This window comes from Brevibacterium sp. K72, from assembly GCF_050562175.1.
In the GTDB taxonomy this organism is placed as follows: Bacteria; Actinomycetota; Actinomycetes; order Actinomycetales; family Brevibacteriaceae; genus Brevibacterium; species Brevibacterium casei.
This window is the reverse complement of sequence record NZ_CP191582.1, coordinates 1125292-1137658: the sequence shown is the minus strand read 5'-3', so window position 1 is coordinate 1137658 and position 12367 is coordinate 1125292. Positions and strand designations below refer to the sequence as shown.

The 12367-nt window shown below is 68.3% G+C and carries 15 protein-coding genes; 6 read left to right on the top strand and 9 right to left on the bottom strand.

Annotated features, from left to right (window positions below; all coding sequences use genetic code 11):
* Positions 1-220: 220 nt before the first annotated feature.
* Positions 221-751 carry an AAA family ATPase gene (locus ACQ1RG_RS05050; RefSeq protein WP_081591030.1) on the bottom strand — a complete coding sequence of 177 codons (531 nt, stop codon included), beginning with the start codon at positions 749-751 and terminating at the stop codon, positions 221-223.
* Positions 752-1082: 331 nt separating this feature from the next.
* On the opposite strand from ACQ1RG_RS05050, the gene ACQ1RG_RS05045 reads away from it, so the two are divergent.
* From ACQ1RG_RS05045 to ACQ1RG_RS05035, 3 genes are all read left to right on the top strand, one after another.
* Positions 1083-2423: an MFS transporter gene (locus ACQ1RG_RS05045; RefSeq protein WP_009379676.1), complete on the top strand. Its 1341-nt coding sequence runs from the start codon at positions 1083-1085 to the stop codon at positions 2421-2423.
* 123 nt (positions 2424-2546) lie between these two features.
* Positions 2547-3272 (top strand): class I SAM-dependent DNA methyltransferase, encoded by a 726-nt coding sequence (locus ACQ1RG_RS05040; protein ID WP_009379678.1) that lies wholly within the window; start codon positions 2547-2549, stop codon positions 3270-3272.
* Complete coding sequence (locus tag ACQ1RG_RS05035; protein ID WP_009379679.1) at positions 3269-4282, top strand: serine/threonine dehydratase; 1014 nt, start codon at positions 3269-3271, stop codon at positions 4280-4282. Before ACQ1RG_RS05040 ends, ACQ1RG_RS05035 begins: the two co-directional genes overlap by 4 nt.
* Here ACQ1RG_RS05035 and ACQ1RG_RS05030 read toward each other — a convergent pair.
* The 5 genes from ACQ1RG_RS05030 to ACQ1RG_RS05010 all read right to left on the bottom strand — a co-directional run bounded on the left by ACQ1RG_RS05030 (position 4275) and on the right by ACQ1RG_RS05010 (position 6935).
* Complete coding sequence (locus ACQ1RG_RS05030) at positions 4275-4682, bottom strand: NUDIX domain-containing protein (RefSeq protein WP_040342157.1); 408 nt, start codon at positions 4680-4682, stop codon at positions 4275-4277. The two genes, ACQ1RG_RS05035 and ACQ1RG_RS05030, sit on opposite strands and share 8 nt — an antisense overlap.
* 2 nt (positions 4683-4684) lie before the next feature.
* Positions 4685-4879 (bottom strand): hypothetical protein, encoded by a 195-nt coding sequence (locus ACQ1RG_RS05025; RefSeq protein ID WP_063248735.1) that lies wholly within the window; start codon positions 4877-4879, stop codon positions 4685-4687.
* 101 nt (positions 4880-4980) lie between these two features.
* Entirely contained in the window at positions 4981-5163 is a 183-nt protein-coding gene (locus tag ACQ1RG_RS05020; RefSeq protein ID WP_009379686.1) for a hypothetical protein, read from the bottom strand.
* Between the two features lie 181 nt (positions 5164-5344).
* On the bottom strand, positions 5345-6160 hold the full coding sequence (locus ACQ1RG_RS05015; protein ID WP_259800925.1) for an ABC transporter ATP-binding protein: 816 nt from the start codon (positions 6158-6160) through the stop codon (positions 5345-5347).
* 193 nt (positions 6161-6353) lie between these two features.
* Positions 6354-6935, bottom strand: coding sequence for a dihydrofolate reductase family protein (locus tag ACQ1RG_RS05010; RefSeq protein WP_131248209.1), 582 nt, complete (start codon positions 6933-6935; stop codon positions 6354-6356).
* A gap of 179 nt (positions 6936-7114) precedes the next feature.
* Here ACQ1RG_RS05010 and ACQ1RG_RS05005 point away from each other — a divergent pair, with 179 nt between their 5' ends.
* Positions 7115-8059, top strand: a complete 945-nt coding sequence (locus tag ACQ1RG_RS05005) for an IclR family transcriptional regulator (protein WP_201671827.1) — start codon at positions 7115-7117, stop codon at positions 8057-8059.
* 137 nt (positions 8060-8196) lie between these two features.
* Here the strand turns inward: ACQ1RG_RS05005 and ACQ1RG_RS05000 are convergent, their stop codons facing one another.
* Positions 8197-8451, bottom strand: coding sequence for a glutaredoxin family protein (locus ACQ1RG_RS05000; RefSeq protein WP_009379695.1), 255 nt, complete (start codon positions 8449-8451; stop codon positions 8197-8199).
* 215 nt (positions 8452-8666) lie between these two features.
* Between ACQ1RG_RS05000 and ACQ1RG_RS04995 the strand changes: the two genes are divergently transcribed.
* Together ACQ1RG_RS04995 and ACQ1RG_RS04990 are read left to right on the top strand one after the other, a co-directional pair.
* A complete protein-coding gene (locus ACQ1RG_RS04995) occupies positions 8667-9239 on the top strand; it encodes a TetR/AcrR family transcriptional regulator (protein ID WP_202974440.1) in 573 nt (190 codons plus the stop codon).
* Positions 9236-10618: an MFS transporter gene (locus ACQ1RG_RS04990; protein ID WP_009379699.1), complete on the top strand. Its 1383-nt coding sequence runs from the start codon at positions 9236-9238 to the stop codon at positions 10616-10618. Before ACQ1RG_RS04995 ends, ACQ1RG_RS04990 begins: the two co-directional genes overlap by 4 nt.
* A 154-nt stretch (positions 10619-10772) precedes the next feature.
* Here ACQ1RG_RS04990 and purU read toward each other — a convergent pair whose 3' ends face one another.
* Together purU and ACQ1RG_RS04980 are read right to left on the bottom strand one after the other, a co-directional pair.
* The gene (gene purU, locus ACQ1RG_RS04985; protein WP_009379701.1) at positions 10773-11618 is read right to left on the bottom strand and encodes a formyltetrahydrofolate deformylase; all 846 of its coding nucleotides are present in this window, start codon (positions 11616-11618) and stop codon (positions 10773-10775) included.
* 2 nt (positions 11619-11620) lie between these two features.
* The gene (locus tag ACQ1RG_RS04980) at positions 11621-12358 is read right to left on the bottom strand and encodes a sarcosine oxidase subunit gamma (RefSeq protein WP_342474401.1); all 738 of its coding nucleotides are present in this window, start codon (positions 12356-12358) and stop codon (positions 11621-11623) included.
* Positions 12359-12367 lie beyond the last annotated feature (9 nt).

Genomic DNA, 12367 nt, shown 5'->3' with positions numbered 1-12367 from the left:
TCCCGTTGTCGGTTGGTCGCTCGAAGCCGCTCAGCCTCGTCGCCGCTGTCCTGCTGCGGCCCGGGACGCACCCGAGCTCGCCGATCAGTCCATATACTAACCAATCGGTCGGTAATTGTCATCGGGTGCTGGGGGCGGTTGCACCCGCCTGCCACGACGCCATCACGACCCTGATCCGCGGAATGCCATCGCAGAGCTTCCAATGCGACGACAATGGGCCCTACGCCACGGGAATCCCAAGCGCGTCTCGCACCTGCGCGAGCACCTCGGGACCCGACACTGCATCGGAAATGCTGCTCGTGTCGACTCGCACGATCGGACCCAACGCGAGCGGAGCGCTGCGTCGCCACAGATCCACGTCGTTCGGATCGTCTTCGTGGATGCCGTGGCGGTCGCGGTTCTCGTACCGCTCGACGGCCTCGTCGACCGGAGCATCGCACCACACCTCGACCACCGTCTCAGCTCCGGCGACCCTCAGCCCGTCCCTGACGGTCTCGAGATCGCGCTCACGGGCCCAGAACGACTCGACCACCACCGTGTCGTCGACCAGGGCGGCCAGTCGCCATGTCACCGTGTTCGCCAGCTCATGGACCGGTCCCCTGGGGAAGCGGTAGTCAACGGAATCGACGAGGCGTTCGAGCACTTCGTCCACGGACAGGAACGGAACACCTGCCGCCTCGGCGAGTTCGGCACCAAGCGTTGACTTGCCCGATGCGGGGATCCCATTCACCAGGATCACTGCTGTTGCCATTGTCCATCCTCTCCACTGCCCGCGGTCACACTCTCGGTGACGGTACCGGTCACGACAACCCTACGGAGCGAACGCAGGGAAACTGTGCATTCGACCGCCTGCAATCGGCGCGCCCCGCCAGTGGCGCGGGTCACCCTCGTCGGCTATGATCAAGCGCATTAACTGACCAAACAGTCACCAAAGGTCGACCCGAGGACACACGGCGGGCACAGCCGCCCGCCGGAGAGCACCCACGCAAGCCCACCGGAGAGCACAGCCGCTCCCCGCACAGCACCCGCGCTCGCCCCAGCGTCGACCTGACGGACTTCGGATTTCGATGGAGAGATCAGCCATGTCCACCGCCTCACCCACGTCCTCGACGATCACGCGCGAGGAGCGCAAGGTCCTCGCGGGCACCCTCGTCGGCACCACGATCGAGTGGTATGACTTCTTCATCTACGCCCAGGCAGCGGGCCTCATCCTCTCGGTGCAGTACTTCGGCCCGCTCGCCGCAGACAACCCGGCGCTCGGCCAGATCATGGCGTGGGCCTCGCTGGGCATCTCATTCCTCTTCCGGCCGCTCGGCGCGATCATCGCCGGCCACCTCGGCGATCGGATCGGACGCAAGCGGATGCTCGTCCTCACGCTCATCCTCATGGGCGCGGCGACCTCGCTCATCGGCCTCCTGCCGACGTACGCGGCGATCGGCGTGGCAGCGCCGATCCTCCTCACCCTGCTGCGCATCCTCCAGGGCTTCTCGGCCGGCGGCGAATGGGGCGGCGCGGCACTGCTCTCAGTCGAACACGCCCCCGACGACAAACGCGGCATCTTCGGGGCCTACCCACAGATCGGCGTGCCCGTGGGCATGATCCTCGCGACCGGAGTCATCTGGATCCTCACCACCGTGCTCACTCCGGAGCAGTTCGCGAGCTTCGGCTGGAGGATCCCGTTCCTCTTCTCCGTCGTCCTCGTCGTCGTCGGCTACTACATCCGCAAGCAGGTCGAGGAGAGCCCCGTCTTCGCCGAGCTCGCCGAACGCCGCGCCGAGTCCTCGGCTCCGCTCGGCACCCTGTTCCGGAAGAACACGAAGGAGGTCGTGCTCGCCGCGGTCATCTTCATCGGCAACAACGCCGTCGGCTACATGATCATCGCGTTCTTCGCCGCGTACGCCTCCCGCCCCCTCGCCGAGGGCGGCATGGTCGGCCTCGACCGCGCCCCCGTGCTGCTCGCGACAACGCTCGCGAGCTTCGGCTGGCTGATCTTCACGATGTGGGGCGGGGCGCTCTCCGACCGGCTCGGTCGCGTCCGGACCTTCCAGATCGGCTACATCCTCCTCATCCTCTGGCTCATCCCGACGTTCATCATGATCGATTCGAAGAGCATCTGGATGTACGGCATCGGCATCTTCGTCCTCACCGTCGGCATGGGGCTCAGCTACGGCCCGATGTCGGCGATGTACGCGGAGATGTTCCCGCCGCAGGTCCGTTACTCCGGAGTGTCGATCGGGTATGCGCTCGGCGCGATCCTCGGCGGGGCGTTCGCCCCGACCATCGCCGAGACCCTGCTCGCGAAGACCGGCAACTCCCTGTCGATCGCGATCTACCTCATCATCGTCTGCGTCATCTCCCTCATCGGCGTCAGCCTCGTCAAGGAGACGAAAGGCAACCCCCTCGGCGTGCCCAAGCACCACTGAGTCATCGGACTCATCCCCTCGCCGAGGCGGCCGACCGTAACCGCGTCGCCTCGGAGAGGGTGATCGGACGTTCCGCCGAGGTGAGCCGACGACGCTCGTGCACGTGTTTGCTAGCCTGAGCGCATGGTCGACAGCGATGTCTGGACACGTGAGCAGGCGCAGAACTACGACGATGCCGAGGATCCGATGTTCGCCCCGGCGCTCCTCGCGGCGACGACGGCCTTCCTCGCCGAGGCGGCGGCCGGGGGAAGCGCCGTCGAGTTCGCGATCGGGACCGGGCGGGTCGCGATCCCCCTGCGCGAGCGCGGCGTCCCGGTCACCGGCATCGAGCTCTCGGAGCCGATGGCCGAACGCCTCCGGCAGAAGGCCCCCGACATCCCGGTGACGATCGGCGACATGACGACGACGCGCACCTCCGGAGAGCACTCGCTCGTCTACCTCGTCTACAACACGATCGGCAATCTCGTCACCCAGGACGCCCAGGTCGCCTGCTTCGCCAACGCCGCCTCCCATCTGCGTCCGGGTGGACGCTTCGTCGTCGAGAACACCGTCCCGCCCCTGCGACGGCTGCCGCCGGGCCAGTCCGCTGTCCCCTTCGACGTCACCGACGAGCACGTCGGCTTCGACACCCTCGACCCCGTCACACAGCGGGCGACCTCGCACCATCTCACGAGGGACGGCGCGACCTTCCGCTATTCGCCGCACCATTTCCGCTACGTGTGGCCCTCCGAACTCGACCTCATGGCCCGCCTCGCCGGACTCGAGCCCGAAGGGCGCTTCGCCGACTGGGAGAGGACGCCGTTCACCGCCGAGAGCCCCTCACACGTCTCCGTCTGGAGGAAGCCGTGACGCACCCTGACCCGCTCACCTACCCCGACATCGAAGCGGCCGCCGAACGGATCACCGGTCGCGTCCGCCCCCTCGCGGTCGCCTCGGCGCAGCCAGGACGCCGCCCGCACGCGGAGACGGACACGGGCGCGACGTGGGTCGCTCCCCCGACGAACGACCCCGAGGCCTCGGGTCTCTACTTCGCGCTCGAGTTCATGCAGTACACGGGGACGTTCAAGGCGCGCGGGGCGCAGAACTTCATCCGCGCCCACCTCGCCGAGGGGACGTTCCCCGATGCGGGCGTGACGATCGCCTCCGGCGGGAACGCGGGACTCGCATGCGCGTGGGCCGCCGCGGAGGCCGGGGTCCCGGCGACGGTGTTCGTCCCCGCGAACGCCCCGACCGTCAAGGTCGATCGGCTGCGCTCGTACGGCGCCGAGGTCCGGCAGGTCGGAGCCGAGTACGCCGAGGCGGCGCTGGCGTGTGCGGAGTTCGCGGAGTCCTCGGGGGCTCTGTCCTCGCACGCGTACGACCACCCGCTCATCGCCGCAGGGGCGGGGACCGTGTTCACGGAGCTGCTCGCGCAGGTGCCCGATCTCGACACCGTCGTCGTCTCCGTCGGCGGGGGCGGACTCTTCGCGGGTGTCGCGACGGCGGCGACGTTCCACGGGGTGCGAACGGTCGCCGTCGAACCCGTCGGCAGCCGCGCCTTCAATGCCGGACTCGAGGCCGGCCAGCCCGTCGACGTCGCCGTCGACTCGGTGGCGGCGGATTCCCTCGGGGCGCGGCGGGCCACTCCCCTGGCGCTGGCCGCCGCGCAGACCGATCTCGTCACCTCGGTGCTCGTGCGCGATGAGGAGATCATCGCGGCACGCCGACATCTGTGGGCCGACCATCGTCTCGTCGTCGAACATGCCGCGGCAGCCGCGCTCGCGGGGATCCGCAGTGCGGAGGGCTATGTGCCCGAGCCCGGTGAGAAGGTCGGTGTCGTCCTCTGCGGGGCGAACACGGGCTTCGACGGGCTCACCTAGCCGCGGTGCCGGGCCCGAAGACCTCGGCTCGGCGGAGGTAGCCGGCAAGGTCGTGGGTGAGGTCGAGGGTATCGAGTTCGGCCTCGGCGAACCAGCGCGCATCGGCGGCGTCGTCGCCGGCGGAGAGCTCACCGCCGGTGACGGTGGCTGCGAAGTCGTGGACGTCGTACTCGACTCCGTCGCCGATCGGGATCGTCAGCGACCAGAGCTCGCGGCCGATCTCGACGCGCAGCCCGGTCTCTTCGTACGCTTCCCGGGCGGCCGCCTCGGCGAAGGACTCACCGGGTTCGCACTTGCCTCCGGGCACGGACCATCGTCCCTTGTCGGGGTTCCTGCCGCGCTGGACGAGGAGCACGCGCGACCGGTCGTCGACGATGACGACGCTGGCCGCGCGGATCATCGTCACGGAGTCGGGCGCTGCCGATCCTTCGAACGGAAGGCGCCCTTGATGAAGCCGAAGACGATCGCGGCGACGGCGATGACGATGACCGCCTTGACGAGGAACCACGCGATCGAGAACACGGCGCTGACGATCCACCACGCGATGATGATCGCGAGGATCGCGCCGAGGACGCTCCAGACTGTGCTCATCTTCATGGCTCCAGCCTAGGTCTCGGCTGCACCGATCTGCAACGGAGCCGCCCGCAATGAGCCGACCCGCACTGCGGCGGTCGGGTCACCGCACTGAGGCGGTCGAGTCACTCCTCCTCGTCGGCGCGGGAGGCCGGGTCGAGCCCGTCCTTGCGCCGTTCGTCCTGCGAGCCCTGGTCGTCGACGTCGCCGTCGGTGTCGGCGAAGACCTCGTCGCGCATCTCCTGGCGGGCCTTGTCCTGCTCGAAGCGGTCCTCGCGCAGTTCGTCGTTGTCCTTGTGATGTCCCATCGGGTCCTCACTTCCCTCGACCGGCGGGCGACGCTCGCCCGTCCCCACAGTCTGCCCGTCTCTGGGCGTCCGCACCAGACCCCTTGTCGGGGAATCACGACCCTGTGTCGGCGATCCCCGTGTCAGACATCGGCGGTGTCCCCGGCAGACCACGGCGGCGTCCGCTCACCTGAAGGCGACTCTAGACCACGGCACTGCCCGCGGCCGGCATCGTCCGCACCGCTCGCGCCGACCAGCGGCCGTCTGCGTGGCCGACCTCGATCGGATGCTCGAAGGCGGCGGAGACGGCCTCGGTGGTGAGCACCTCGGCGATCGGGCCGTTGGCGGTGAGCCGACCGCGGGAGATGATCACGGCGTGCGTGGTCGTTTCGGGGATCTCCTCAAGGTGATGGGTGACGAGCAGCGTCGTCAGCTCCGGCGAGCTCACCGACAGGGCGTCGATGGTCTCGAGCAGCTGCTCGCGGGCGGCGACGTCGAGGCCAGTCGTCGGTTCGTCGAAGAGGAGGAGTTCGGGCGCCGAGACGAGAGCGCGGGCGACGAGCGCGCGACCCCGCTCGCCCTGGGAGAGGATCCGCCACCCGGCGTCGGCCCGGGAGGCCAGACCCACCTCGGCGATCATCGCTTCGGCACGCGCGATCTCCTCAGGGTTCGCCTCCCACCGCAGAGGCCGCTCGATCGTCCCGGTCACCCCGGTGAGGACGACGTCGCGGACGGTGAGGTTCGACCGCAGCGGATGCCGGGGATTGACGTGCCCGATGTGCCGTCGCAGGGCCGCGAGCTCGACCCTGCCCATCCGCCTGCCGAGGACGTCGACCGTGCCCGAGGTCGGGAACACCTGCGCCGAGGCGAAGCTGAGCAGCGTCGACTTCCCCGCTCCGTTCGGTCCGAGGAGGACCCAGTGTTCGCCGCGGTCGATCCGCAGGTCGATGCCGTGGAGGATCTGCGTCTGCCCGCGTCGGAACGTCACCTCGCTGAGGTCGAGGACCGCCTCACCCACGTCGTCTCCTTCGCATCGTCGGGATCGCCGCGACCCGGATGGGGCCGCGTTCGTCCGGGCAGTGGCACTCGGGACCGGACGATGCGAGTCTAGGACGGAACCGCGCCGAGGCGGCCGGACAGTGAGCAGGCAGAGTTCCACATCATGGATCGGACGGGGTCGGTCCCCCCGAGGTGGCCCCTGAGTCCCCGTGTCAGTGCAGGTGAGGACGGTAGATGAGTTCCTGTGTGCGCCCGTCGAGGGTGCGGGAGTAGAGGAGTTCGAGGTCGAAGTCCTCGGTCCCGTCAAAGATCGGTTCGGTGCCCGTGCGGCCGGTGAGCGCCGGGAAGATCGTCACCTGGAGGCGGTCGACGAGTCCGGCCGCCATGAGGGAGCGGTTCATCGACAGGCTCCCGTGCGAGCGCAGCGGGACATCGGACTGCTCTTTGAGCCGGGCGACGACGTCGACGGCATCGCCGCGCACGAGCGTGGCGTCCGGCCAGTCCAGGGGCTCCTCCAGCGTGTTCGAGATGACCGTCGTCGGCAGGTTCCGCATCTCCGTGACCCACGGGTCGAAGACGTCGTCGCCCTCGCCGGCTGACGCGACCATCGCCGCGAACGCCCGGTACGTGTTCGCGCCGAGAACGAGCCGCTGGTCGCCGGAGTACTCGCCGAGGCGCTCCTCGAGGAGTTCGGGTCCCTGCTTGCCCCAATAGCCGCCCCAGTCCGCGTCCTCGGTGACGCTCGCCCGCGAGTCGAGGCTGCTGAAGACATCGAACGTGTACGTGACGGTCATGGTTCCTCCCGAATCCGTCGTGCTTCGACAATAGTCCTCGAACCAGCGCAATGACAGGGAAACCTGAGACTGATCCGTCCCGGCTCGCCATGTGAACGACCTGTCACCGGGTCCGGACGAAAGGTTCCACATCATGGATTCCGCGCGGTGCGCTGAGGGCTGCGCGCGATAATCAGACCATGGGCAGCGGCGTGGACCCGGACGACCTGGGGCGGATGAGGATGCGCGGGAAGATCCTGCGCCGATCGGCGTCGTTCAACGTCGCCCACGCCGTCGATGATCTCGAGCCGGGCACCGGAGCGCAGAGCATCCAGCGGGCGCTGTCGCTGCTGGGCCTCGTCGGCCTCCTCGCCAGCGAACGCACGGGCGGCGCGGGCCTCTCCGAGATCGCGACGATCAGCGGGCGTCCGAAGGCGAGCGTCCACCGCATGCTCCAGGCTCTCATCGCGATGGGCTACGTCGAGCGCCTCGACGAGGGCGGGTACCGCCTCGGCGTGCAGTCGCAGATCCTCGGTCAGCTCGCGCAGAAGTCCGTCGACCCGCTCGTCATCGAATCGGAGTCGAGCCTGTTGCGCCTGGCCGAGATCACCCAGGACACGGCGTTCCTCACGCTGCGCACCGGCAGCTTTGCGATCTGCGCACGGCGCGAGGAGGGCTTCGGGGACATCTTCAACAACGCGCTCGCCGTCGGCGACCGGCATCCGCTGGGGATCGGAGCCGGCAGTCTCGCGATCATGGCGGAACTCTCCCCCGCCGAGGTGGACGCCCTGTTCGAGGCGAACGAGCAGATCCTCGCCGAGCGGTACCCGAAGGTCCGCATCGACCAGCTGCGCGACATCATCGACCAGGCCCGCATCGACGGCTTCGTCCACAATCCCGGGCTCTTCGCGCAGGGTTCGTGGGCAGTAGGCGTCGCGCTCAGGGTCCGTGGGGGCCGTCCCCGCGCGGCCCTGTCGATCGCGTCGATCGCCGACCGCGTCACCGGTCAGCGGGTCGAGCACCTCGTCGCCCTGCTGCGGCGCGAGGCGAAGATCATCGCCGAGGCGCTCGCCGCCGATGCAGAGCCTGCGAGCTCAGAAGCCTCCGCCGAGACAGACACTTCGCGCCGAGACCGACAGTTCTGAGTGTCGGTCTCGGCGCGAAGTGTCCGTCTCGATGCCTCTCCCGTGGTCGAAGGGACCGCTGAGCGGCGAGCGCGCGCCTCCCAGCTGGCTCCCTCGCCATCAGGTGGTCCCCTCGGCGGGCGAGCGCAACGAGAGGGTCAGACGAAGGAGAGGTACTTCAGCTTCGCGAGCACCTCGGGGTTCGTCGGTTCGACCTGGTGGGAGCCGTCGGGGTAGACGACGACGGGGATGTTCGTCCTACCCGAGATCTCCTTCGCCTCATCGGCCTTCTCCGGCTCGACGACGAGGTCGATGTAGTCGAAGTCGACGCCGAGTTCGGTCAGCTGCTTCTTCGTGCGACGGCAGTCCCCGCACCACTCCGCCCCGTACATCGTGATGGTCTTCTCGGACATGGTCGGCCTTTCGCTTGGGGCGCTCCAGCGCACGGTGTCGCCGAAGGATTCCGGCACTCATGCGAACCGTGCGCACGGGAGGACTATTCCGGCAGCGGGGCGCCTAGGGAGGAGGATCCGGTGCGAAACCGCGCCCGTTTTCGCACCGGATCCTCCTCCGGGAGCGCGCGGACGCAGCTCTTTGATTAGTAGTTACTAACTGCTAACTTAAAGACATGGCACAACGAATGAGCGGCGAGGAGCGCCGCAGACAGGTTCTCGGGATCGCCGCCGTGGAGTTCGCGGAGCACGGCCTGCACGGCGCGTCCACGGAGGCGATCGCGCGTTCGGCGGGCATCACCCAGGCCTACATCTTTCGTCTGTTCGGGACGAAGAAGGCGCTGTTCATCGAGCTCGTCACTTCGGCCTTCGAACGGACGAGCAGTGGGATGCTCACAGCGGGCTCAGGACGCACCGGGATCCGTTCGCTGGAGAGGATGGGAACCGAATACTACGACCTCCTTGCCGACCGGACCGCCCTGCTGCTGCAGCTGCAGGGACTGGCCGCATGCGGAGACGCCGAGGTGAAGGAAGCAGTGCGCGAACGGTTCGCCCGCATGTGGCAGGTCGTCTCGGAGACGACCTCGCTCGATCCGGTGACGGTCAAGACCTTCCTCGCATTCGGAATGCTCCTCAACGTCGGAGCAGCACTCGACCTGGAACAGATCGACGAGACGTGGGCTGAGGGAATGCGCACACGGATCCGTCCCGGCCTGTTCGCCCACATCAGCGACGAGACCAACCGGTGACAACGCGGGAATCCGACCTCAACGCCCGAGGTCTCGGCCGCGCCATCGTCGCCGTGGCACTGCTTGGCTCCGTGGTCGGAGGCGTCGGCGCCCCACTCATCACCGCAGTCGCACTCGATCTCGACATCGCACTCGACGAAGCACAGTGGACCCTGACCATCACTCTGTTCACTGGGGCGGTCACAGCCCCGGTCCTCGGCCGACTGGGCGCCGGTTCGCAGCGACAGGAGACGATACTCGGCACCCTCGCCCTGGTCGCGCTCGGCGGCCTTCTCACCGCAGTGCCGGCGCCCTTCGGCGTGCTCCTTGCAGCACGGGGCCTGCAGGGACTCGGTCTCGGGGTGATTCCGCTGCTCATGAGCCTCGCCCGTGACACCTTGCCCGCCGACCGGGCGAGGAAGACCATCGCCACAGTATCGGTCGCGTCCACTGTCGGCATCGGAGTGGCCTATCCGCTGATGGGATTCATCAGCGAGGCCGCCGGACTCCGCGCGGCGTACGGCTGCGGCTTCCTGCTCTCGCTGACTGCGTTCATCGTCGCCTGGCGAACGTTCCCCCGCTCAGTCCCGACCGAAGGCACCCCTGTTGACGCCCTCGGCGCCGTTCTGCTCGGCCTCGGGGTCCTCGGCGTACTGCTGACGGTGTCGCAACCCTCGGTCTGGAACCCTCTATGGGCCGGGGCCGCGATACTCCTCATCGCCTGCGCTGCGTTCGGCTGCTGGCTGCATGTCGAGCGTCGAAGCCAGGCGCCCTTGGTGGATCTCAGGCTCTTCTTCACCAGGAACATCCTGCTGGCAAATATTGCGATGTTCGGTTCAGCCATCGCCATGTACCTGCTGTTCTCTCTGCTCACCCGATTCGTGCAGACGCCCGTCCAAGCAGGATACGGCTTCGACCTGTCGAACACCGCTGCCGGTGCCGCTCTCATCCCGTTCTCAGTCCTCGGGTTCGCTGCCGGCAGACTGACACCGTGGCTGGTCGACAGACTCTCGGCAAAGCCGACGTTCATCGTCTACACCGCCTTCACCGCATCCACGGTCGTCGTCGTCCTGCTGCTCGATTCGCTCGCAGCCGTGCTTGCGGCGATGAGCGTGCTCGGTCTCGGCGTGGGCGGCATATCCGCCATCATGCCGCAGCTCGTCCTCACCGGCGTCCCGAAGTCAGAGACGGCAAGCGTCCTCTCGATCAACCAGATCGTCAGGGCCAGCGGTTTCAGCATCGGCAGCGCACTCGCGGGGCTCCTGCTCGTCGTGGCGACTGCCCCTGGGACACTCTTCCCAGCTCAGCTCGGGTATGTCACAGCCGCTCTCTGGGCCCTGCCGCTGCTCGCCCTCAGCGTCATCGCCGTCCTGCTCATCCCCAGAGAGGGGCGTGACTGAGCAGAATGCTCGCGCGTCGCGGCAGCACCTCAGCGATTCTCAGCCCCACGCGGACCGGCCGATCCCCAGCGAGGAGGATCCAGTGCGAAACCGAGCCCGATTTCGAACTGGATCCTCCTCCGGGAGCGCGAGCGCCGACGGCCGAACCCGCCCCTCACCTCAGGACGACGGTCCGCTTCCCGTTGAGGAACACCCGGCCCTCGCAGTGCCACTTCACGGCGTTCGACAGCGCCTTGCATTCGGTGTCGCGGCCGGCGGCGACGAGGTCCTGCGGGCCGAAGGCGTGGTCGACCTCGGTGACGGCCTGCGCGATGATCGGCCCCTCGTCGAGCTCGCTGTTGACGAAGTGGGCGGTCGCCCCGACGGTCTTCACACCCCGCTCGTACGCCTGGTGGTAGGGCTTGGCGCCCTTGAACGAGGGGAGGAACGAGTGGTGGATGTTGATCGCCTTGCCCGTCAGCTCGCGTGCGAGGTCGTCGGAGAGCACCTGCATGTACCGGGCGAGGACGACGAGGTCGATCTCGAACCGATCGACGAGGTCGAGGAGCTTGCCCTCGGCCTCGGGCTTCGTCTCCGGGGTGACCGGGATCCGGAAGAACGGCACGTGATGCCATTCGACGAGCTCCCGGTGGTCGGGATGGTTCGACACGACTGCCGCGATGTCGACGGGCAGCTCTCCGATGCGCGCCCGGAAGAGGAGGTCGTTGAGGCAGTGCTCGAACTTCGAGACCATGACGAGCACGCGCCGCTTCTCCCCCTTCGGCCAGAGGTTCCACTTCGCGTCGAGGTCCGCGCCGAGCCTCTCGATCTCGGCACGCAGGTCCTCGAGGGCCTCGGGTTCGAGCTCGAACTCGACCCGGAGGAAGAACCGCCTGCTCAGCGCGTCGTCGAACTGCTTGAGTTCCCTGATGTCGCCGCCGTGGTCGAGCAGCGCCCCCGTGAGCGAGTGGACGATGCCCCGACGCTCATCGCATTCGAGGGAGAGGACGTATTCCGGCATTGTCAGCCCTTCCGGTCGTTGTCTGCTGTGCGCGAGGCGGCGTCGCGCTCCGCGCCGCCGTGCCCCGCCGACCCGTCATCGTGCGCGTGCCCGACGACGTCGTCGAACGCGTCGATGCCCTCCCCGGTGAACTCGGCCATCCCGTCGATGAGCCAGCGGACCATGAAGTCCGCGAAGCTCGAGCGCGGCAGGATCCGGAACTCCTCGCCACCGGAGCGGTGGAGGATGACGGGGACGGGCCCGAGCTGCGTGACGATCGCCGTCCCGACGGGAAACGCCCGTGGGTGGAGGTCGGCCCGGCAGCTCTTCTCGAGCACCTCCCGGGCCTTCGACCCGGTGAGTTCGAGGATCGTCCGGTTCGCCGAGAGTTCGACGACCTGCCCGGGCAGCCCCTCGAGCGCGGCCTCCGCCTCGTCGGCCTCCCCCGGCCGCTGCGGCCGGGAGACGTCGATGACGAGGAACTCGTCCGGGCTCAGCCACACCGTGTGCCGACCGTCCGCCTCCCCCGTCACCTCGCCGACGACCTCAGGCAGGGTGATCCCCAAGGCCCCTTCGATCGCCCTCGCCGAGGCGGTCCCCGGCTCCGCGCGCACCCCGATCTGCACGGCGAAAGGACGCTCCCGCAGTCCCACGGCACCCCCGCCTCCCGCGCTGGCCTCAGCCATCGCCTCGGCGAGGTGGGCCGTCGGGGACACCCGCAGCTCCTCGAGCACGGTCGTGGACTCTTCAGTCTCAGCCATCGCGTCAGT